The 20,645-nt window shown below is 71.2% G+C and carries 21 protein-coding genes and 1 pseudogene; 13 read left to right on the top strand and 9 right to left on the bottom strand.

Going from position 1 to position 20,645, the window contains the following annotated elements; all coding sequences use genetic code 11:
• Positions 1–13 precede the first annotated feature (13 nt).
• Both SMIR_RS16885 and SMIR_RS16880 read right to left on the bottom strand, forming a co-directional pair.
• Complete coding sequence (locus SMIR_RS16885; protein WP_168494017.1) at positions 14–709, bottom strand: GntR family transcriptional regulator; 696 nt, start codon at positions 707–709, stop codon at positions 14–16.
• Positions 710–956: 247 nt separating this feature from the next.
• Positions 957–2,312: an aspartate aminotransferase family protein gene (locus SMIR_RS16880; RefSeq protein ID WP_168494019.1), complete on the bottom strand. Its 1,356-nt coding sequence runs from the start codon at positions 2,310–2,312 to the stop codon at positions 957–959.
• 179 nt (positions 2,313–2,491) lie between these two features.
• Between SMIR_RS16880 and SMIR_RS16875 the strand changes: the two genes are divergently transcribed.
• The 4 genes and pseudogenes from SMIR_RS16875 to SMIR_RS16860 all read left to right on the top strand — a co-directional run.
• Positions 2,492–3,139 (top strand): type 1 glutamine amidotransferase family protein, encoded by a 648-nt coding sequence (locus SMIR_RS16875; protein ID WP_422664437.1) that lies wholly within the window; start codon positions 2,492–2,494, stop codon positions 3,137–3,139.
• Complete coding sequence (locus tag SMIR_RS16870; protein WP_168494021.1) at positions 3,136–3,624, top strand: MarR family winged helix-turn-helix transcriptional regulator; 489 nt, start codon at positions 3,136–3,138, stop codon at positions 3,622–3,624. The genes SMIR_RS16875 and SMIR_RS16870 overlap by 4 nt, the downstream gene beginning before the upstream one ends.
• An 84-nt stretch (positions 3,625–3,708) precedes the next feature.
• Positions 3,709–5,646: a protein kinase domain-containing protein gene (locus SMIR_RS16865; RefSeq protein ID WP_212727171.1), complete on the top strand. Its 1,938-nt coding sequence runs from the start codon at positions 3,709–3,711 to the stop codon at positions 5,644–5,646.
• A 26-nt stretch (positions 5,647–5,672) separates the two neighbouring features.
• Positions 5,673–6,058 (top strand): annotated as a pseudogene (locus SMIR_RS16860) (type 2 periplasmic-binding domain-containing protein); the annotation flags it as partial.
• A gap of 193 nt (positions 6,059–6,251) precedes the next feature.
• On the opposite strand, the gene SMIR_RS16855 reads toward SMIR_RS16860, so the two are convergent.
• Positions 6,252–6,992 (bottom strand): SLATT domain-containing protein, encoded by a 741-nt coding sequence (locus SMIR_RS16855; protein WP_168494025.1) that lies wholly within the window; start codon positions 6,990–6,992, stop codon positions 6,252–6,254.
• A gap of 302 nt (positions 6,993–7,294) precedes the next feature.
• Here SMIR_RS16855 and SMIR_RS16850 point away from each other — a divergent pair, with 302 nt between their 5' ends.
• From SMIR_RS16850 to SMIR_RS16840, 3 genes are read left to right on the top strand one after another with little or no spacing between them, the layout of a single operon-like run.
• Positions 7,295–7,636: a YbaB/EbfC family nucleoid-associated protein gene (locus SMIR_RS16850; protein ID WP_075033091.1), complete on the top strand. Its 342-nt coding sequence runs from the start codon at positions 7,295–7,297 to the stop codon at positions 7,634–7,636.
• A 57-nt stretch (positions 7,637–7,693) separates the two neighbouring features.
• Positions 7,694–8,293, top strand: a complete 600-nt coding sequence (gene recR / locus SMIR_RS16845) for a recombination mediator RecR (RefSeq protein WP_055613476.1) — start codon at positions 7,694–7,696, stop codon at positions 8,291–8,293.
• Positions 8,286–8,945, top strand: coding sequence for a DUF5063 domain-containing protein (locus SMIR_RS16840; RefSeq protein ID WP_095853427.1), 660 nt, complete (start codon positions 8,286–8,288; stop codon positions 8,943–8,945). The genes recR and SMIR_RS16840 overlap by 8 nt, the downstream gene beginning before the upstream one ends.
• 13 nt (positions 8,946–8,958) lie before the next feature.
• On the opposite strand, the gene SMIR_RS16835 is transcribed toward SMIR_RS16840, so the two are convergent.
• Positions 8,959–9,855, bottom strand: coding sequence for an alpha/beta hydrolase (locus SMIR_RS16835; RefSeq protein WP_168494027.1), 897 nt, complete (start codon positions 9,853–9,855; stop codon positions 8,959–8,961).
• A 37-nt stretch (positions 9,856–9,892) separates the two neighbouring features.
• Complete coding sequence (locus SMIR_RS16830) at positions 9,893–10,360, bottom strand: cupin domain-containing protein (protein WP_067374033.1); 468 nt, start codon at positions 10,358–10,360, stop codon at positions 9,893–9,895.
• A gap of 95 nt (positions 10,361–10,455) precedes the next feature.
• Between SMIR_RS16830 and SMIR_RS16825 the strand changes: the two genes are divergently transcribed.
• Positions 10,456–10,980: a MarR family winged helix-turn-helix transcriptional regulator gene (locus SMIR_RS16825; protein WP_168494029.1), complete on the top strand. Its 525-nt coding sequence runs from the start codon at positions 10,456–10,458 to the stop codon at positions 10,978–10,980.
• 91 nt (positions 10,981–11,071) lie between these two features.
• On the opposite strand, the gene SMIR_RS16820 is transcribed toward SMIR_RS16825, so the two are convergent.
• Positions 11,072–11,779, bottom strand: coding sequence for a sulfite exporter TauE/SafE family protein (locus SMIR_RS16820; RefSeq protein ID WP_168501195.1), 708 nt, complete (start codon positions 11,777–11,779; stop codon positions 11,072–11,074).
• Positions 11,780–11,983: 204 nt separating this feature from the next.
• Here SMIR_RS16820 and SMIR_RS16815 point away from each other — a divergent pair, with 204 nt between their 5' ends.
• Positions 11,984–12,484 (top strand): SgcJ/EcaC family oxidoreductase, encoded by a 501-nt coding sequence (locus SMIR_RS16815; RefSeq protein ID WP_168494031.1) that lies wholly within the window; start codon positions 11,984–11,986, stop codon positions 12,482–12,484.
• Here SMIR_RS16815 and SMIR_RS16810 read toward each other — a convergent pair.
• Positions 12,450–13,745: a sensor histidine kinase gene (locus SMIR_RS16810; protein ID WP_168494033.1), complete on the bottom strand. Its 1,296-nt coding sequence runs from the start codon at positions 13,743–13,745 to the stop codon at positions 12,450–12,452. The genes SMIR_RS16815 and SMIR_RS16810 overlap by 35 nt on opposite strands.
• Entirely contained in the window at positions 13,742–14,497 is a 756-nt protein-coding gene (locus tag SMIR_RS16805) for a response regulator transcription factor (protein WP_248003042.1), read from the bottom strand. Before SMIR_RS16805 ends, SMIR_RS16810 begins: the two co-directional genes overlap by 4 nt.
• 298 nt (positions 14,498–14,795) lie before the next feature.
• Between SMIR_RS16805 and SMIR_RS16800 the strand changes: the two genes are divergently transcribed.
• The 4 genes from SMIR_RS16800 (at position 14,796) to SMIR_RS16785 (ending at position 19,735) form a co-directional block, all read left to right on the top strand.
• Entirely contained in the window at positions 14,796–16,073 is a 1,278-nt protein-coding gene (locus SMIR_RS16800; protein ID WP_168494035.1) for an aspartate kinase, read from the top strand.
• A gap of 34 nt (positions 16,074–16,107) precedes the next feature.
• Positions 16,108–17,166 carry an aspartate-semialdehyde dehydrogenase gene (locus SMIR_RS16795; RefSeq protein ID WP_168494037.1) on the top strand — a complete coding sequence of 353 codons (1,059 nt, stop codon included), beginning with the start codon at positions 16,108–16,110 and terminating at the stop codon, positions 17,164–17,166.
• 773 nt (positions 17,167–17,939) lie between these two features.
• The gene (locus SMIR_RS16790) at positions 17,940–18,515 is read left to right on the top strand and encodes a SigE family RNA polymerase sigma factor (RefSeq protein ID WP_054231405.1); all 576 of its coding nucleotides are present in this window, start codon (positions 17,940–17,942) and stop codon (positions 18,513–18,515) included.
• Positions 18,512–19,735: a hypothetical protein gene (locus SMIR_RS16785; RefSeq protein WP_248003043.1), complete on the top strand. Its 1,224-nt coding sequence runs from the start codon at positions 18,512–18,514 to the stop codon at positions 19,733–19,735. The genes SMIR_RS16790 and SMIR_RS16785 overlap by 4 nt, the downstream gene beginning before the upstream one ends.
• Here the strand turns inward: SMIR_RS16785 and SMIR_RS16780 are convergent.
• On the bottom strand, positions 19,705–20,541 hold the full coding sequence (locus tag SMIR_RS16780; RefSeq protein ID WP_168494039.1) for an SURF1 family protein: 837 nt from the start codon (positions 20,539–20,541) through the stop codon (positions 19,705–19,707). The two genes, SMIR_RS16785 and SMIR_RS16780, sit on opposite strands and share 31 nt — an antisense overlap.
• Positions 20,542–20,645: the final 104 nt, after the last annotated feature.

The raw sequence follows: 20,645 nt of genomic DNA, 5'->3' as shown, positions 1-20,645 counted from the left end.
CCTTACGTCGCGCTCATCCGGCGGTCAGGCGCTCGAGGAGGGCGAGGGAGTGCTCGTTGTACGCGGCGACGATCGCGTGCGCCGCGCCGGGGTCGCGGCGGGACAGCGCGTCCACGAGCTCCGTGTGGCCCGCCCACAGGTGGCCCTTCAGATCTTCCACCCGGCGCAGGTGCTGCACCGTGCACACCCAGGACTGGACGCGCAGGCGGTGCAGGAAGTCGGCGAGGTAGGCGTTGCCGAAGAGGGCGCTCAGTTCGCGCCAGAAGCGCAGGTCGTAACCGATGAGGATGTTCAGGTCGCCGGCCGTCGCGGCGCGCTGGGCCTCCTCGCCGCGACGTCGGACCCCGGCGAGGGCGGCGAGGGTGCGCGGATCGTCGGCCTGCGCCATGCCTCCGGCGAGGAGACTCTGGAACATTCCGTCGGTGACGAGGCTCCGGGCCTCGATCATGCCGCGGTAGTCGGCCGGAGAGTACTCGTGCACGTGGAAGCCGCGGTGCTGGTCCGCCTCCAGGAGGCCCTGGGCAGACAGATCGACGAGGGCCTCGCGGACGGGGGTCGCGGAGACGCCGTACTGCTCGGCGATCTCCTTCACCGTGAACGCCTGCCCGGGCCGGAGCCGGCCTGCCAGCACCTCGTCGCGGAGCGCGTCCGCGATCTGCTGCCGCAGGGTGCTACGGGTTACGGCGCCGTTGCCGCCGGTGCCGGGCATGGTCTCTCGCTCCCTCATCGCGTACGGGTGCACGTGCGTGTGCTTCCACTATGAGCACGTCACCTTACGCGGACCCGAGCCTTTCAGGGGCCCGGGATGCGGGGCGCAGCCCCGCCCCCCAGGGGCGCGGGGAACTGCGCGCCCAGCCCCCACCCCCCGCGGCCGACCCGCATGCCCCGGGGGCGAAGGGGCGGAGCCCCCGGGGCATGGGACGGGTAGGGGCGGCGGGGGCGAGACCCCCCACGCGTCACACGGTGTGTTCGTCCGCCACCGACAACGCCTCGTCCAGCGCCGCGAGCCCCTCCTTCGCCTCCCCCTCGGAGACATTGCACGGCGGCACCACATGAGTCCGGTTCATGTTGATGAACGGCCACAGCCCCCGCGCCTTCGCCGCGGCCCCGAACGCGACCATCGGCCCATTGGCCTCACCGGCGGCGTTGTACGGCACCAGCGGCTCCCGGGTCTCCCGGTCCTTGACCAGCTCCAGGGCCCAGAACACCCCCGTACCGCGCACCTCACCCACACTGGGATGCCGCGCGGCGAGCTCCCGCAGCCCGGGCCCGAGCACCGTCTCCCCGATCCGCGTGGCCTGCTCGACGATGCCCTCCTCCTCCATCACGTTGATGGTGGCGACGGCGGCGGCGCAGGCCAGCGGATGCCCGGAGTACGTGAGCCCCCCGGGGTAGGGCCGCCGGGCGAAGGTCTCCGCGATCGCCGAGGAGATCGCGACACCGCCGAGCGGAACGTAGCCCGAGTTCACGCCCTTCGCGAAGGTCATGAGGTCCGGCGTCACGTCGTAGTGGTCCGCCGCGAACCACTTCCCCGTACGCCCGAAGCCCGCCATGACCTCGTCCAGGATGAAGACGATCCCGTACTGGTCGCAGAGAGCGCGCACCCCCGCGAGATAGCCCGGCGGCGGCGTCATGATGCCCGCGGTCCCCGGGATCGTCTCGAGGATGATGGCCGCGACGGTCCCCGGCCCCTCGAAGGCGATCGTGTCCTCCAGGTGCTGAAGCGCCCGCTCGCACTCCTGCTGCTCACTGTCGGAGTGGAAGGGGGAGCGGTAGAGGAACGGCGCCCAGAAGTGGACGACGCCCGCCGCGCCGCTGTCGTTGGGCCAGCGCCGCGGGTCACCGGTGAGGTTGATCGCGGTGGAGGTGGCTCCGTGGTACGAGCGGTACGCGGAGAGCACCTTCGGACGCCCGGTGTGCAGCCGGGCCATGCGCGTGGCGTTCTCGACGGCCTCCGCGCCACCGTTGGTGAAGAAGATCTTGTCCAGGTCGCCCGGGGTCCGCTCGGCGATCAGCCGGGCCGCCTCCGAACGGGCCTCCACGGCGAAGGCGGGCGCGAACGTGGACAGGGTTGCGGCCTGTTCCTGGATCGCGGCGACGACCTTCGGGTGCTGGTAGCCGATGTTGGTGAAGACGAGCCCGCTGGTGAAGTCCAGATACCGCTTGCCTTCGTAGTCCCAGAAATACGACCCCTCCGCGCCGGCGACGGCGAGCGGGTCGATGAGCTCCTGCGCGGACCAGGAGTGGAACACGTGCGCGCGGTCCGCGGCCTTCACGGCGGCGCCGACCTGGGGGTTGGGCTGAGGGGTCATGCGCCGAAGCGTAAATGTCCCCGGAGGGGGCGCGACATCGGCGTCCTGTCTGTGACCGGGGGCTTTCCACGACAGTCTGTCGGGCTTGGCCGCCGACAACCGTACATTGACAGCGCACTGTCGAAATGACAGCATGCTGACATAGTGCACGGCCACGGTCCACGCGAGGAGAGAGAGCGATGAACGCAATGAGCGCGACGAGCGACCACGGCAGTCCCGTCCACCTCGCGGTCTACGACACCTACGCCGACTGGGAGACCGGTCACGCCACCGCGTATCTCGCCCGCGCCGGCCACGAGATCCGGACCGTCGGCCCCACCCGGGAGCCGGTGACGACGATCGGCGGTCTCCGCATCCGGCCCGACCTCGCGCTCGACGAACTCCGCCCCGAGGACAGTTCCCTGCTGATCCTCACCGGCGCCGACCTCTGGGACACCTCCGACGACCTAGCCCCCTTCGCCCGCAAGGCCCGCGCCTTCCTCGACGCGGGCGTGCCGGTCGCCGCGATCTGCGGGGCGACGGCCGGGCTCGCCCGCGAGGGGCTCCTCGACGACCGGGACCACACCAGCGCCGTGTCCTTCTACCTCGCCGCCACCGGCTACCGGGGCACCGGGCGGTACGTCGACACCGACGCCGTCACCGACGGCGACCTCGTCACCGCCGGACCGACCGAGCCCGTCGCCTTCGCCCGGGAGGTCCTGCGGCTCCTCGGGGTGTACGAGGGGGAGGTGCTGGACGCCTGGTACCGCCTGTTCCACGACTCCGACGCGTCCGCGTACGCCGTACTGGAGAAGGCCTCAAGGCCCGCCGAGGAGGCCGCCCGATGAGCCGGGAACGACAGAACCTCCTCAGCCGCGCCGCCCTCGGCGTCTTCCGGCTCAACGGCCAGTTCCTCTCCGTGGCGGACGAGCTGGCCGGCCCCGCGGGGCTGACCGCCGCCTGGTGGCAGGTGCTGGGCGCGGTGCTCCCCGAGCCGCTCCCCGTCGCCGGGATCGCCCGCGTCATGGGCATCACCCGGCAGAGCGTGCAGCGCGTCGCCGATCTGCTCGTTGGCAAGGGCCTCGCCGAGTACCTGCCCAACCCGGCCCACCGCCGCGCCAAACTGCTCTCGCCGACCGCCACCGGCCGCTCCGCCGTCGCCGCGATCGGCCCCGGCCACGCCGCCCTCGCCGACCGGCTGGCGCGGGCGCTCGGGGAGGACGGCTTCGCCGAGACCGTACGGATCCTGGAGCGACTGTCGGCGGTTCTCGACGAGATCGACGGGGCCGCGACGGACGTCACGAAAACGCCAGGTGCTGTTACTGAACCGTAGACCCCGCCCCACCCACCTCCCCGTAGGGCCGCACTATCCTCGGGCTCGGGCGGTTGCACAGGCACGGGGGAGGGCGGCGCGACGATGGAGCAGCTGGGGGCGGGGGAACCGCAGCAGATCGGGGCGTACCGACTGCTCGCGCGGCTCGGTGCCGGTGGCATGGGGCGCGTCTATCTGGCCCGCTCCGACCGGGGCCGTACCGTCGCCGTGAAGCTGGTGCGCGAGGAACTCGCGGCGCAGGAGGAGTTCCGGGCCCGCTTCCGCCAGGAGGTGCAGGCCGCGCGCCGGGTCGGCGGCCTGTGGACCGCCCCCGTCCTCGACGCGGACACCGAGGCCGCCGTCCCGTGGGTCGCGACCGGATATGTCGCCGGACCCTCCCTCCAGACGGTCGTGGGCCACGACCACGGAGCGCTACCGGAACGTTCCGTCCGCATCCTCGCGGCCGGACTCGCCCACGCCCTCAAGGACATCCACGCCGCCGGACTCATCCACCGCGACCTCAAGCCCTCCAACGTCCTCGTGACCATCGACGGCCCGCGCGTCATCGACTTCGGGATCGCGCGCGCCCTGGAGACCGTCACCGACGGCGGCCTCACCAGCACCGGCGCCCTCGTCGGCTCGCCCGGATTCATGGCGCCCGAGCAGGTCCGCGGCGACCGCGTCACGCCCGCGTGCGACGTCTTCTGCCTGGGCTCGGTCCTCTCGTACGCCGCCACCGGCGTCCAGCCCTTCGGGGCGGCGAGCAGCGGGGTGCACGCGACGATGTTCCGCATCGCGCAGGAGGATCCCGACCTGGACGGCGTACCGGAGGGCCTCGCCGACCTCGTACGGCACTGTCTGCGCAAGGACCCCGCCGCCCGCCCCGGCCTCGACGAGATCCTGGAGCGCATCGGCGCGGAGGACACCGTCGTGGACGGACGCTCCCGTGACCCGTGGCTGCCCAGCGCGCTGGTGGCCCAACTCGGACGGCACGCCGTGCGGTTGCTGGACACGGAGAACCCGGACGAGCGCCCCGCACCGGCTGCGGCGCCGCCCGCGCACCACGCCACCGTCCCCGCTCCGGAACCGGCCCCGGGATCCGCCCCGGCGGCCCTGGACCTGTCCAAGCCTTCGGCCGCACCCACCCCCGCTCCCGAGGTCGCCCCGGAGCACGCCGCCACCCCGCCCCCGCCGGGCGGACCGGCCTCGAAGGACCACCTCCCGACGCTGGTCGCGGGCGCCGGCCAGACGCCCCCACCGGCCGCGCCGCCCGCCGCGCACCCCGCGTACGGCCATCCCCAGCAGCACCCCAGCCCCACGGGCCCGCCCGCGTACGGCTATCCGCAGAGCGGCTGGGGCGCTCCCGGCTCGTACGGCCCGACGCCGCCGTACGGACCCGGCATGCCCACAACGCCGTACGGCCCCGTGGGCGTCCCCGAGCCCGAGCCGCCGCGCAGAAGCGGCCGCTCCACCGCCGCCCTGATCGTCGTGGCGGTGGTCGTCGCGCTCGGCGCGGGCGGTTCCGTCTACGCGCTGATGCAGGGCGGCACGGCCAAGGGCAGCGACGACGCGAAGGCATCCTCGGCCTCGTCCACGAGCCCGACCTCCTCCGACTCGCCCCCGCCCTCCCCCTCTGCTCCCTCCTCCTCCCCTTCCGGTTCGCCCTCTTCCCAGGCATCCCAGGGCGGCACGATCCCGGAGGGGTTCCTCGGCACCTGGGACGCCTCCATCGACAACGCGACGGGCCACAACACCCGCCGACTCACCATCCAGCAGGGCGCGGTGGGTGACACGGTCCTCTCGCTCGTCGCGGACGGTCCGTCCGGCAGCAGCACCTACCACTGCGTCTTCCGGGCCGAACTGACCGCCGCCCCCGGCGCCGGCGGCCCCCTGGTGATCGGGCCCTCCGAAGTCACCGGCGGCGCACCGATCTCCTCCTGCTCCCCGGGCGCCGCCTCCGAGATCACCCTTCTGTCCGATGGCCGGCTGCGCCGGGTGAACACGGGCTCGGGCGAGTCGTTGACGTACACGAAGATCGGCTGACGAGCCGTCAGTTCGGTTGACCGGACGCCAACTCCTCCTTGGACTGCGTCCACAAGGACGACGCGACGGCGCCCGTGGTGCGGTGCGAACTCGACTCCACCGAGCAGGTGCTGAGCACCGTGGCCGGGTTGCCCGGGGCGATCGGCTCCAGCGAACTGAACCTCGCCACCGGTTACAAGGGCCTGCACCAGCTCACCCTCCACGGGCACACCGCGTCCGTGGAGGACCTGGAACACGGCACGTCCTCCTACCCGTACCGGGAGACCGAGTACGCCTACGGCCGCCCGCCGACTCCCTCGCCTCCGGCTTCCTCACCTGCATCAGCCGCGGCAACGGCCAGGACGCCATCCGCACCCACGGCCACCTGCCGTGCGGCACCCCGGTGGGCCTGAAAATCTGCGGCACCAACTGATCCTTCGACCTGCATCCCCCGCCCACCCGGTTCGTTTGGCTGCGGGCCCGGTGGGGGCTGGTCGCGCGGTTCCCCGCGCCCCTTGAGGGCGTCGGCGCGCATCTTCAGCCGGTCCGGCGTATGAGGACGAGGCCGTCCAGGCCGATGCGGGGTGGAAGGGGCGGAGTCCCTGGGGCGGCGGGGCGAGGGAACGCTAGCGCGGCTCCGGGGGGCGCTGGCGGGGCATGTTCGGGCGGGTGCCCGGCGGCAACGGCAGCCGCCCGGGCGACGCACCCTCCCCCCGAGGAACCCCGGCCAGGGACGACTGGATGCCCAGCGGCGCGGGCCCGGTCCGGAACTCCACCATCCAGTCCGCCGTCTCCACCCGCACCAACTCCGTCATATCCTCCGAAAACCTCCGCAGCACCCCCAGACACCGATCCGCCGCCTCACTGGCGGTCCCCTCCGTCGGCCCCAGAACCTCCCGCACACTCTCCGACGCCCAGTCGAACTGCAACACCTGCAACCGCCGCTGCACCGCCTGCGCGGTCGCCACGTCCCTTATCCACCCGGAGGTCACCCCGAAGAACCGGTCCCCGGCCACGCACGCGACCCCGAGCAGTAGCGCGAGATACCCCCAGGGGGCGACCCCGCCGACCACCCCCGTGAGGTCCAGCAGGGGAAGCGCGGCCCCCGCCGCCGCGCCCGCCGCCGCCCCGCCCCGCAGCACCCGCGCCCCCCGCCGCTTCCACACCCGGTTCGCGAGATACCAGGACGCCGTGTCGAGCGCCCCCCGCTCCACCCACCGGTACAGCTCATGGAGCCGCTCGGCCGGCTCCCCCCAGTCCCCGAGCGGAAACGCCCGGCCGGTCAGATCACCCGGCCGGGTCCCCGCGGCCCCGCCGTCCCGCCCGTCCTGGGGCGGCCCCTCGGGCTGCATCTCCGGCTGGCTCACCCGGCACTCCCTACTGGCGAAGGACGACGAAGCTGGTGATGTTGCTGGTGACGTTGTGTCTGGTGACGGTGTGTGATGTCAAGTGACGTGTGGTGCCGAAGCGCCGCCCCCTTCCTACCGCCCAATGGGTGGCGATGGCCCGGGTTTCGCCGCTTTTCCGCCCGGAAGAGGGTCTTGGTCAGGTATAGGCTTCGAGATCGTCTCACTCGAAAGAGTGCTTGGGCGACGGCCCCGCCAACCACGTAGGCTCGTGCTGAACGGGAAAACCCCGTCCAGACAGCCGTACGGACCAGGAGCTGATCGTGATTCCCGGTGGTGGCCAGCCCAATATGCAGCAGCTGCTCCAGCAGGCCCAGAAGATGCAACAGGACCTCGCCAACGCGCAGGAGGAACTCGCGCGCACCGAAGTCGAAGGCCAGGCGGGTGGCGGTCTGGTGACGGCGACGGTGACGGGCTCGGGTGAGCTGCGCGCCCTGGTCATCGACCCGAAGGCCGTGGACCCCGAGGACACCGAGACCCTCGCCGACCTGGTCGTCGCGGCGGTCCAGGCGGCCAACGAGAACGCCCAGGCGCTCCAGCAGCAGAAGCTCGGCCCGCTCGCCCAGGGCCTCGGCGGCAGCGGCATCCCCGGCCTGCCTTTCTAAGACCGGCGGCGGCCAACTACCGTACGTACTGAAAGATTCCAGGAAGGGCGGCAGTCCGTGTACGAAGGCGTGGTCCAGGACCTCATCGACGAGTTGGGGCGGCTGCCCGGCGTCGGTCCCAAGAGCGCGCAGCGGATCGCCTTCCACATCCTGCAGGCCGAGCCGACGGACGTCCGCCGGCTCGCTCAGTGCCTCATGGAGGTCAAGGCGAAGGTCCGCTTCTGCGCGACCTGCGGCAATGTGGCGCAGGAGGAACTGTGCAACATCTGCCGCGACCCGCGTCGGGACCTGACCGTCATCTGTGTGGTCGAGGAGCCCAAGGACGTCGTCGCGATCGAGCGGACGCGCGAGTTCCGGGGCAAGTACCACGTGCTGGGCGGCGCGATCAGCCCGATCGAGGGCGTCGGCCCGGACGACCTCCGGATAAGGGAACTCCTCGCCCGTCTCGCCGACGGCACGGTCACGGAGCTCATCCTCGCCACGGACCCGAACCTGGAGGGCGAGGCGACGGCCACGTACCTCGCCCGCATGATCAAGCCCATGGGCCTCAGGGTCACCCGCCTGGCCAGCGGCCTCCCGGTGGGTGGCGACCTGGAATACGCGGACGAGGTCACACTCGGTCGCGCCTTCGAGGGGAGACGACTCCTAGATGTCTGACGCCACGCTGCACGCGACCAGTCAGGACCCCGACGACTTCGTGGTCCAGATCGCGGACCAGGTCGAGAGCTTCATCGTCGCCGTCACCGAAGTGGCGAAGGGCGACGAGCCCGACTCCGCCGTGCCCTTCCTCCTCCTGGAGGTGTCCCAGCTGCTGCTGGCGGGCGGCCGTCTCGGCGCGCACGAGGACATCGTCCCCGACGAGCGCTACGAGCCGGACCTCGGTCCGGAGCCGGACGTCGACGACCTGCGCGAGCGTCTCGCGGTCATGCTGGAACCGATCGACGTCTACTCCGAGGTGTTCGACCCGTACGAACCGCGCAAGGCCCCGGTGGCCTGCCGCATCTCGGACGACCTCGCGGACGTCATCACCGATCTGCGCCACGGCATGGCCCACTACCGCGCGGGCCGCACCACCGAAGCCCTGTGGTGGTGGCAGTTCTCCTACTTCTCCAACTGGGGGTCCACCACCTCGGCGGCCCTGCGCGCCCTCCAGTCCCTGGTGGCCCACGTCCGTCTGAACCAGCCCCTGGACGACCTCAACGGCCTCGACACCGACCAGGACCTCGGCGAGGAGGTCCTCGCGGAGGAGGCGGGCCGGGTCATGGCCGAGGAGATCGGCGGCCCGCTCGGCATCAGGTCGTCCAAGTAGCCCCGGTCCGGGGTCAGTCGGCGGGCCAGTGCGCCCGGGTGAAGGCGGCGGCGGAGGTCAGCGCGGCGTCGGCGTCGTCGAGCAGCGCGGCGAACCCCTGGAAGACGTGCGGGACCTGGGGCCAGACCTGCAGCTCGACCGCCACGTCGTGCTCGGCCGCGCGGGCGGCCAGTCGTACGGCGTCGTCCAGCAGGATCTCGTGCGAACCGACCTGGATGAGCAGGGGCGCGAGCCCCGTCAGGTCGGCGTGGACCGGGCTGGCCAGCGGCGTGGCGGGGTCGGTCTCGCCCAGGTAGTCGCGGGCGCGGATCTGCAGTCCCTTGGCGGTCAGCGCGGGATCGACGTCGGCCTTGCCGGTCAGACTGTCCCCGGACAGGGTCAGATCGGCCCACGGGGAGAAGACCACGGCCGACGACGGCTGCGGCAGCCCCGCCTCCTTGAGCGCGACGAGCGTGGCCACCACCAGCCCGCCGCCCGCGGACTCGCCGACGAACGCGATCTTGGAGCTGGGTGTCCCGTCCGCGAGCAGGGCGCGATAGGCGGCCACGGCGTCGTCGACGGCCGAGGGGAACGGATGCTCCGGGGCCAGCCGGTAGTCCACCGAGACGGCACGGACCCCGACACGCCGGGCCACGTCGGCGGCCAGTCCCACGGAGTCGGCGGCCGAGCCGAGGGCGTAGGCGCCGCCGTGGAAGTAGAGCACCACAGCCGAGGAATCGTTACCCGGAGTCTCGACGGTGACGACCGGTATGCCACCGAGCCGGCCCTGCGTGGCCGTGACGTCTTCGGGCAGCGGCACGGACGCGATCATCTCGTGGAAGAGGGCGCGCTGTTCGCCGAGTTCACCGCCGATGTCGAACGGGGCGTGCCGAAGGAGCTCATCAAGGGCTTGGCGTTGCTGCTGGGTCATGAGGGACCTCTCATCGGTGAGCGGGGGTGGGCGTCGGTCAGCGGGGCGGTCCCAGAACGACCTGTCCGTACTTGTCGGCGGCTTCGGCCAGCAGCTCCGGCGCGATCCGGAAACCCTCGGGTCGAGGTGTGGCCAGATCACGGCCGGCGTGCCGGAACATGCCCTCGATGCCGCCGGGGGTGCAGATCATCAGCAGGTCGGCCGTGTCGGAGGTGATCCGGTAGCCGTGCGGGACGTTCTTGGGCAGATAGACGATGCCGCCCTCGGACAGCTCCATCTCCTGATCGTCGGACCAGACCAGCGCGGTGCCCTTGATCAGCATGAAGACCTCGTCCTCACGGGTGTGCAGGTGGTACGGCGGCGCCTCGCCCTTGTTGACGCTGAACCGCCCGACGGTCAGCTGCCCATCGGTGGCCGCGCTGTCCAGCAACACGGCGAAGACACCACCGTCGAGCCACTCGAGCTTCTGCTGCTGATCGGCCTGCGCGAGATAAGCCATGCTCATGACCAGTCTCTCCTTCACTGTGGCAGATGCTGCGAATTCGAAACACATGGCGACCTTACTTCTGCTTCGAATTCGCAGCAAGTAAACTCTTGGTCATGCCCGACACACCGCCCCCCGATCCCGAGCGACTGGATCCCGAGCAACTGGCCGCCTACTTCGCCCTGATGGAGGTCAGCAGCCTGCTCCAGCACGCCGTCGACCAGCAGCTGCGCGACGAGGGCGGCCTCAGCTACACCCAGTTCCAGATCCTCGCCGTGCTCGGGCAGGCCCCCGAGGGGCAGCTGCGGATGACCGACATCGCCGACCGCCTGGTCCACAGCCGCAGCGGACTGACCTACCAGGTGGCCCAGTTGGCCAAGGCGGGACTGGTCACCAGGGCACCTTCGGCGGACGACGAACGCAGCGTCAACGTCACGGCCACCCCACAGGGCCAAGAGCTCCTCGGCCGAGTGATGCCGGGCCACGTGGCGGTCGTACGCAGACTCCTCGTCACACCCCTGAACCGCTCGGACATCACCACACTCAGCGACGTACTGGGCCGGGTCCGTACCCACATGCGCACGACCCCACCCCGCTCAGCGACCCCCGGCCGCAAGCCCACGACACTCCGCAACGACTGACCCCCCGCAGCCACCGACCACCGCGACGTACCGGCACGGCCCCGACCCGCCACCGGCGCCCCACCACCGGTACCAGGCGCCCCACCACAGGTCACCCCAACCCCCACAACCCCTTCCCTAACGTGGTGAGCCCGCCGGCCAACGCCAGCAACAGAACCAGCACCCGCGCCCGCTGCTCCGGCACCCGATCGGCAAGCACCCTCCCGATCGACGCCCCCACCACCGTCCCCGTCACCACGACCCCCCACCGCGCCGGCCCCAGATGCGGAACGCCGTTCGAAGCCACCGAGAAGGCGTTCACCACCACCCCGTAGAACAGCGCGTTCGGCACGAACTCCCGCACCGTCCAGCCCGCGTTGAGGGCGTACAGGGAGACCGGCGGACCCCCCACCCCCGCCGCCGAGTTCATGAACCCGCCCGCCGCCCCCGCGGCCACCGCACCCCGAGTGCCACGCAGCGCGGGCAGCCGGACGCCCCGCATGACCACGACCACGGCGACCGTCACCAGCGCGCCCATGAAAACCAACAGCGCCGCCGGCGGCAGCCGCCGCGCGACCCAGCTGCCCACCGGCACGGTGAGCGCCGCCGCCAGGCACAACGGCACCATGGCGCGCGGCCGTACCCGCCGCCACCCACCGGCCAGCCCCACGACACAGATCGCCCCGGCGACGCAGTTCGCGAGGACGACACCCTCGGCCGGCCCGAGGAGCAGCACCAGCGCCGGCACGGCGACGAGCGCGAAGCCCATCCCGGTCAGCCATTGCACGCAGGACCCCAACAGCACGATCCCGCCCAGCATCAACTCGCCCGTCACCCACGCCCCTTACCCCACCCGGCACCCGCACACGCCCGTCACCACCCCCTCGCACAGCGTGAGTTGGCCGTGAGTTGGATCAGCCCTGCACGTCCGCTGGACGGCCCCTAACCGGCGCGAAGAGAGGCTGGAGTCGCTCCCACAGCAAGCGGAGCACCCCGCAAGTACCCCCACCGCACTGGAGTTTTCATGAAGCGCCAGATACGCAAGCGCGCCGCCGTCGTCACCGTCTCCGCCCTCGTCGCGGCGGGCGCCGCGGGCGTCGGGATCGGCACGTCGGCCAGCGCGGCCCCGCAGAAGCCGCCCACCAAGGCGCGGATCGCCGCGCTCTTCGACGGCTGGAACGCCGCGCTGAAGACCGGCGACCCGGAGAAGGTGGCCGACCGCTACGCCTCCGACGCCGTCCTGCTGCCCACCGTCTCCAACAAGATCCGCGACACGCACGCCGAGATCGTCGACTACTTCGAGCACTTCCTCGAGAACAAGCCGGTCGGCAAGAAGATCGAGACGATCGTCAACGTCCTCGACGAGAACTCCGCCATCGACACCGGCCTGTACGAGTTCACGCTCACCGACCCGGACACCGGCGCCAGGCGCACCGTCGGGGCCCGCTACACGTACGAGTACGAGAAGCGCGGCGGCAAGTGGCTGATCGTCAACCACCACTCCTCGGCGATGCCCGAAGGCTGACGGCCACCCACAGCCCGCCGCCGGGCGCGTCGCGCAGGGCCACGGTCCCGCCGTCGTCCGTCACCAGCTGTTTGACGATGGAGAGGCCGAGCCCGGAGCCGGAGCGCCCGGTGAGGCCCTGGCCGCGCCAGAAGCGGTCGAAGGCGCGGGCCTTCTCCGCGTCGGACATGCCGGGGCCCTGGTCCAGCACCGAGAGCACCACCTCGTCGGGGCGGACCGCCACCTTCACGGTGATCACCGAACCGTCCGGGGAGACCTCCAGGGCGTTCGACAGGATGTTGTCCAGCACCTGGTCGAGGTGACCGGGACCGGCCAGCACGAGCGACCGGCCGCAGAGATCCCCGTCCTGCGCGATGGTGACCCCGCGCTCCTCGGCGGCCGGCCGCCACACCGTGAGCCGGTTCTCCACCAGCTCCCGCAGCGGCAGCGCCTCCGCCGCCGAGACCTTCGCCTCGGCACGGGCGAGCACGAGCAGCCCGTTCACCAGCCGGCTCATCCGGACGACCTCGGCGGTGGCCTGGTCCACGTCCTCGCGCACGAACTCGTCCTCGACCCCGTCCGCGATGTTGTCGAGGGACAGGCGCAACGCCGTGAGCGGGGTACGGAGCTGGTGGGAGGCGTCGGCGACGAAGATCCGCTGCGAGTCGATGAGGGTGTCCAGGCGTTCCGCGCCCGAGTTGAGGGTGCGGGCCAGGCGCTGGGTCTCCGGCGGTCCGGTCACCGGCGAGCGCGCGGTCAGATCCCCGTCGCCGAACTTGCTCGCCATCTCGTTGAGCTGGCGCAGCGGCCGGGTCAGCCGGCGCGCCACCAGCGCGCCGAGCCCGGCGGCCACCGCCAGCACACCGACGGCGAGGATCACCCGGAAGCCCCAGATCCGCCACAGCCGGGCGGTCAGATCGGAGGTCGGGTACGTGACGCGCACCGCGCCCACGACATGGTTGTCCCTGATCGCCGGAACCGTCACCCGCAGCGCGCCGTCGCCCCAGCGTGCCGTGTCCGTCCCGTCCGTGCCGGAGGCCGGGAGCACGTCCACACGGCCGGGCGTCCGGTCGGCGTACGCCGTCGCCAGCCGGTTCAGCGCGGCGCGTGAGGCGGGATCGCCCTGCGCCAGCATGAGTGCCATCGTGGTCGCTTCCCGGCGCACCGAGGCCTCGGTGTCGCCGCGCAGCTGAGAGGTCAGCGTGAAGGCCACCGGCACGGTGAACGCGGTCAGCGCGACGGCCACCAGCAGGACGTAACTGACGATGAGCTGCCGGATCATGAGCCGGGCGCGCCCTGATCCGGAGCGTGGGCCGACTGCGGGGCCGAGGCCGGGTCCGGGGTCGTCCTCGAGTCCGGCACCGGATCCCGTACGACCTCCAGACGGAACCCGACCCCCCGCACCGCCTCGATGGTGATCGCCCCCGTGAGCTTGCGCCGCAGTGCGGCGACATGGACGTCGAGCGTCTTCGTCGGGCCGAACCAGTTCGCGTCCCAGACCGCTTCCATGATCTGTTCGCGTGACATCAGCGCGCCCGGCTCCTCTGTGAGGAAGGCGAGCAGGTCGTACTCCTTGGGCGCGAGCGCCACCTCGACGCCGTCGAGGCGGACCCGGGCGGCCTTGCGGTCGACGGTGAGCCGGGGCCCGTACCGGTCGGGGCCCGCCGACGTGTCCGTACGGGGCCGGACGCGCCGCATCACCGCCCTTATCCGCGCGATGACCTCCCGTACGCCGAAGGGCTTGGAGACGTAGTCGTCGGCGCCTATCTCCAGGCCCACCACCCGGTCGGTCTCGTCGCTGCGCGCGCTGATCACGATGATCGGCACGTCACCGCGGGTCCGCAGCGCCTTGCAGACGTCGAGGCCGTCGGTGTCGGGCAGGCCGAGGTCGAGGAGGACGACGTCGTACGGGCCCTGGTGGGCCAGCGCCGCGTGGCCGGTCGTCACCCACTCGACCTGGAAGCCGTAGCGCAGCAGCCCCCGCCGCAGTGACTCGGCGACCGGCTGATCGTCTTCCACCAGGAGTACACGCACAGCCGAACCTTAGTGCTTGAGAGTTAAGACACGGCGGTGTCGTGTGACACGGGGCACTTTCCGGAGTGGCGGGGCGTGTGGGCGGGCAGGTGCCGCTCGGAGCGGCCGGAGGAACCCTGCCGAAACCGGTGGATCTGACGACTCCGGTGGACTCCCGGTGGACCTTGACGGTCCGGAGTGATCACGTCGTGAGCGGGACATCTCACGATTCGATACTCCGGAAGGGAAATCCGGCCGCTCGTTAGACTGAGCCGACCGCAGTTGTGCGGTGCAGAGACGGATTGAGCGAGGAGCGCACGTGGGCCTTGTCGTGCAGAAGTACGGAGGCTCCTCCGTAGCCGATGCCGAGGGCATCAAGCGCGTCGCCAAGCGAATCGTGGAAGCGAAGAAGAACGGCCACCAGGTGGTCGTGGTCGTTTCCGCGATGGGCGACACGACGGACGAGCTGATCGATCTCGCCGAGCAGGTATCTCCGATGCCAAGCGGACGAGAGTTCGACATGCTGCTGACCGCCGGAGAGCGGATCTCCATGGCCCTGCTGGCGATGGCGATCAAAAACCTGGGCCACAGCGCCCAGAGCTTCACCGGCAGCCAGGCAGGCGTCATCACCGACTCGGTCCACAACAAAGCGCGGATCATCGACGTCACGCCGGGCCGTATCCGGACGGCGCTCGACGAGGGCAACATCGCCATCGTCGCCGGCTTCCAGGGCGTCTCGCAGGACAAGAAGGACATCACCACGCTCGGGCGCGGCGGGTCCGACACCACGGCCGTCGCGCTCGCAGCGGCGCTGGACGCCGAGGTCTGCGAGATCTACACCGACGTGGACGGCGTGTTCACCGCCGACCCGCGGGTGGTGAAGAAGGCGAAGAAGATCGACTGGATCGCCTTCGAGGACATGCTGGAGCTCGCCGCCTCCGGCTCCAAGGTGCTGCTCCACCGCTGTGTGGAATACGCCCGCCGCTACAACATCCCGATCCACGTGCGCTCGTCCTTCAGCGGGCTTCAGGGCACCTGGGTCAGCAGCGCACCGAACAAACAAGGGGACCAGAAGGTGGAGCAGGCCATCATTTCCGGTGTCGCTCACGACACCTCCGAGGCCAAGGTCACGGTCGTCGGTGTCCCGGACAAGCCGGGCGAGGCCGCCTCGATCTTCCGCGCCATCGCCGATGCCGAGATCAACATCGACATGGTCGTGCAGAACGTGTCCGCCGCCTCCACCGGTCTGACGGACATCTCCTTCACCCTCCCCAAGACCGAGGGCCGCAAGGCCATCGACGCCCTGGAGAAGGCGAAGAACGTGATCGGCTTCGACTCGCTGCGCTACGACGACCAGATCGGCAAGATCTCGCTCGTCGGCGCGGGCATGAAGACGAACCCGGGTGTCACGGCCGGCTTCTTCGAGGCGCTGTCCGACGCGGGGGTGAACATCGAGCTGATCTCCACCTCCGAGATCCGCATCTCGGTGGTCACGCGTGCCGACGACGTCCCCGAGGCCGTCCGCGCGGTGCACACCGCCTTCGGACTCGACTCCGACAGCGACGAGGCCGTCGTCTACGGAGGCACCGGACGATGACCGTCCTTTCGTACGGCGGCACTGGCCGCCGCTGATGAGCAGGCCCGCAGGACCGACGCTGGCGGTCGTGGGTGCGACCGGGGCCGTCGGCACGGTCATGCTCCAGATCCTGTCCCAGCACGCGGACATCTGGGGTGAGATCCGTCTGCTCGCCTCCCCGCGTTCGGCCGGCCGCAAGCTGGCCGTGCGCGGCGAGGAGGTCGAGGTGGTGGCGCTCAGTGAGGCCGCCTTCGACGGTGTCGACGTCGCGATGTTCGACGTCCCGGACGAGGTGGCCGCGCAGTGGGCGCCGATCGCCGCGGCCAAGGGCGTGATCGTGGTCGACAACTCGGGCGCGTTCCGGATGGACCCGGACGTGCCGCTGGTCGTCCCCGAGGTGAATCCGCACGCCGCGCGTGTGCGCCCGCGCGGGATCATCTCCAACCCGAACTGCACCACCCTCTCCATGATCGTGGCGCTCGGCGCGCTGCACGCCGAGTTCGGCCTGCGCGAGCTGGTGGTCTCCTCGTACCAGGCGGTGAGCGGTGCGGGGCGCGCGGGCGTCGACACCCTGCGCCAGCAGCTGTCCCTCGTCGCCGGTACGGAACTGGGGACCACCCCCGGGGACGTACGCCGGGTCGTGGGCGACAACACGGGTCCCTTCCCGGAGCCGGTGGCGCTGAACGTCGTCCCGTGGGCCGGGTCGCTGCGCGAGGACGGCTGGTCCTCGGAGGAGATGAAGGTGCGGGACGAGTCCCGCAAGATCCTCGGGCTGCCGGACCTGCCCGTGGCCGTGACCTGCGTCCGCGTCCCGGTCGTGACCACGCACTCCCTCACCGTGCACGCCCGCTTCGAGGGCAAGGTCACCGTGACCAAGGCCCGCGAGATCCTGGCCACCGCGCCCGGAGTCGTCCTGTTCGACAACCCGGCCGCCGGTGAGTTCCCCACTCCGGCGGACGTCGTGGGTACCGACCCGACCTGGGTGGGCCGCGTCCGCCGGGCCCTCGACGACCCGACCGCTCTCGAACTCTTCGTCTGCGGCGACAACCTCCGCAAGGGCGCCGCCCTCAACACGGCCCAGATCGCTGAACTGGTGGCGGCGGAGCTGTTCTAGACAGCCGCGTCAGGGGAGCGGCGTGCGCGCGGATTCGACGGAATCACTCGGGTACGCCGCCGCCCCGGCACGGGGGCTCCACGCGGTGGCGTACGGCGGATGTCCATGGTCGAAGGCCAGGGAGGCAACTGTCGTCGTCGCGAACCGCTTTCGGCGGCGTGTGTCCGAGACTCGTCTTGCATGGCCGGTAGATTTCGCTGCTCTGGGTGTCCGCGGGTCAAAATCTCCCTGGCCATCACCGGATTCGTTTGTAGGATCTGTGTCAGTTGTGTGGCCGGAATAATGGTCCGGACCACTTGTACGGGACCCGCTTGGCGTTCGAAGATTTCCCTCCCCGTTCTCCGCAACCGCGCGGAGGGCGGGGAGCGTCTTTGCGGTCGCCCTAAACGGGTGCCCGGGGGCGGCACGGCATAACGGGGCATAGGGGATGAGCTAGTACGCATGAGGGCATTCAATGCACTGCCAGACGCGCTACCGGTCGCGTCGGCAGGCGTTCCGGCACATGGTCCGGCGGGCGTTGCGAGGTGCGTGGGGGCGGGTCTTGTGGAGCGCGTGGGGGCGGGCGTTGTGCGGTGCGTGGGGGCGGACGTCATGGGGTGCGGGGGAGCGGGCGCTTCGGCCGGTGTGAACCCTGGAGCGAATGTGATGCCTGTCGCGTACAACCCTGACGGGGGGAAGCGTGTCCAACTGGCGTGGCAGAGGTTCTCGAATTCACCGCGGTACAGACCAGGGGCACGCCCCTGCGTCCACCCCGCCGACTCCGCAGCCCCGGCATGCCGGTGATCGCGCCCATGCCTGCAGCGCGGCCCGCCCGCATACCGAGTCAGCGCGACGGCGCTGAAGACAGCATGGCCGCCGGCACCACGGTCGACCATCTCACCGAGACCTACCGCGCCCACTACCGGTCGCTGCTGGGCCTCGCGGCACTCCTGCTCGACGACACCGCCTCTTGCGAGGACGTCGTCCAGGAGGCCTTCATCCGGGTGCACTCGGCGCGCAAACGCGTCCGGGACCCCGAGAAGACGCTCGCGTATCTGCGGCAGACCGTCGTCAACCTCTCGCGCTCCGCGCTGCGCCGGCGCATCCTCGGCCTCAAGCTCCTCTCGAAGCCGATGCCCGACATGGCGAGCGCGGAGGAGGGCGCGTACGACCAGCTGGAGCGCGACGCCCTGATCAAGGCGATGAAGGGCCTCCAGCGCCGTCAGCGCGAAGTCCTCGTCCTGCGCTACTTTGCGGACATGACCGAGGCCCAGGTCGCCGAGACCCTCGGCATATCGCTCGGGTCGGTCAAGGCGTACGGCTCGCGCGGCATCGCCGCGCTCCGTGTCGCCATGGAGGCCCCGGCATGAGCCAGCGACGCGACAACCACGACCGACACGAGCCCTATGAGTGGCATGAGCCGACACACCGGTCCACGCCCGCCGAAGACGAGCAAGAGCACGAGCAGCAAGCTGGGAACGGAACTGTGAACCACGGCCCCGACGCAAACGGCCCCCACCCGCAGGGCCCGGACGCACTGGGCCCGGACGCACTGGGCCCGGATGTACTGGGCCCGGACGCACTGGGCTCCGACGGGTTCGGTTCGGACGAGCTGGCGCTGCGCCGGCTGCTGCACCAGGCCGTCCAGGAGATCGAACCCACCGACGGCACGCTGGAGCACCTGCGCCGCGCGGTCCCCGCACGTCGGGCCCGCAAGCGTCAGGCCATCGTCGGCGTGGCCGCCGCCGCGCTCTTCATCGGCACCGCCGTCCCCGCCCTCGTGCACGTCTCGAACGTCTCCGGGTCGAACGCCGACCCGTCCATAGCGGGCAACAGCTCACAGGCCCAGGGCGGCACAAGCCAGGGCAAGGGCCCCGACGGCGGCGAGAGCTCCGCGGGCGGCAGCTCCGGCACCTCCAAGGACAAGGGCAAGGGCAGCCAGACCGCCACGCCCGACAAGGGCAAGGGGGCGAACACCGGGTCGGCCACGGGCGGTCCGGATCCCTCGGCCTCGGCCGCGATCTCGCCCGCGTGCACACCGGCGCAGCTCGGCGGGGCCACCAGTGCCGTCGGCACCCCGGACGCCACCGGCGCGGTCTACGGCTCCTTCACGCTCTCGAACGTCTCCGCCACCAGTTGCACCGTCAGCGGCGCGGGCGCGGTCGGCACCCTCGCGCAGGGCGCCGCGGACTCGGCCAAGATCAGCGTGGTGACGCATGTGGCGGGCGACGCGGCCACCGGGCTGCCCGACCCCTCCACTGAGGTCGCCTCGGTGGTACTGAAGCCGAGCGCCTCGTACGTCGTGAAGTTCGCCTGGGTGCCCTCGGAGACCTGTCCGACCACCGGCGGCGGACAGCCCTCGCCGACCCCGACGACCACCACGGACGGCGCCACCAGCACGGGCGGCACCGCCACGGACACCGGTGGCACCGGCACCTCGACCCAGATGGTGACGGAGGACGGCGGCCTGGCCGACGGCAGCGTCACCGTGTCGTACACGGCGCAGACGGGCGTGGCGACGGCCACGACGACCGTGTCCAACGCGTGCGCCGGGACGATCTACCGGACGGGGATGTTGTCGGCGTCCTGAGGGGCGTCGGCGGCGGGTTCGGCGACCGTGGCTTCTTCTTCGTCATGGTCCGGGACGATTCCCAGCTCCGCGTCCCGCGCGAACTCCGCCTCGCGGCGCAGCAGCCGGAACCACATGAAGACCACGAAGCCCGCGAACACGAACCACTCACCGGTGTAACCGAGGTTCTGGAACGCCTTCAGGTCCAGGCCGGTGCCCTGAGGCGCGGTCGCGGGCACCGCACGCATCCCGCTGTCGGCCTTCGCGAGGGTGATCCAGGCGTCGTACACCTCGTACGGCACCAGGTTCACCAGTGACGCCGAGCTGATCGCGCCGGTCTGTCCTGCGGGCAGACCCCCGGCGGCGGTGACGCCGTTGGCCCCCGGGCTCTCGGACGCCTGGAGCGCACCCGTGACGGTGATCTCACCGGTCGGGGCGGCGGGCGCCTTCGCCGGGTCGGCGCTTCCGGGCAGCCAGCCCCGTACGACGGGCAGCGCCTTGCCGCCGTCGACGCGCAGCAGCGTCAGCACGTAGAACCCGGGCTCACCGTCGAGCTCGCGGCCCGGCACGAGGAGCTGCTTGCCGTACCGGCCGGTCGCGGTGGCCTGCTTTCCGGAGGTCTCCGTGCTCACGGGCAGCAGCCGGGCGAGCGGACGGGCCGCCTCCGTCTTGGCCGCGGCGGCCTGCTCACCGGCCGCGCGGTGGTCCTGCACCCGCGCCTCGAACCGGCTCAACTGCCAGGACCCCATGAAGATGCAGAAGGGGATGGCCAACAGCACGAAGACGTTGATCCCCCACCAGCGGGGCGTCAGCAGGAACCGGTACACGAGTTCAAAGGTACGGTGCCGCGCTCGACGCCGAGGCTTCGGGGCCCTCGTGCCGGTGCTCTCCCGTAGTTCGTCCGGCGCGATCGGCGAAGTTATCCACAGGC

It is taken from the genome of Streptomyces mirabilis, assembly GCF_018310535.1.
Classification (GTDB): Bacteria; Actinomycetota; Actinomycetes; order Streptomycetales; family Streptomycetaceae; genus Streptomyces.
The sequence above is the reverse complement of the archived record's forward strand: the minus strand, read 5'-3'. Positions and strand labels throughout refer to the sequence as shown.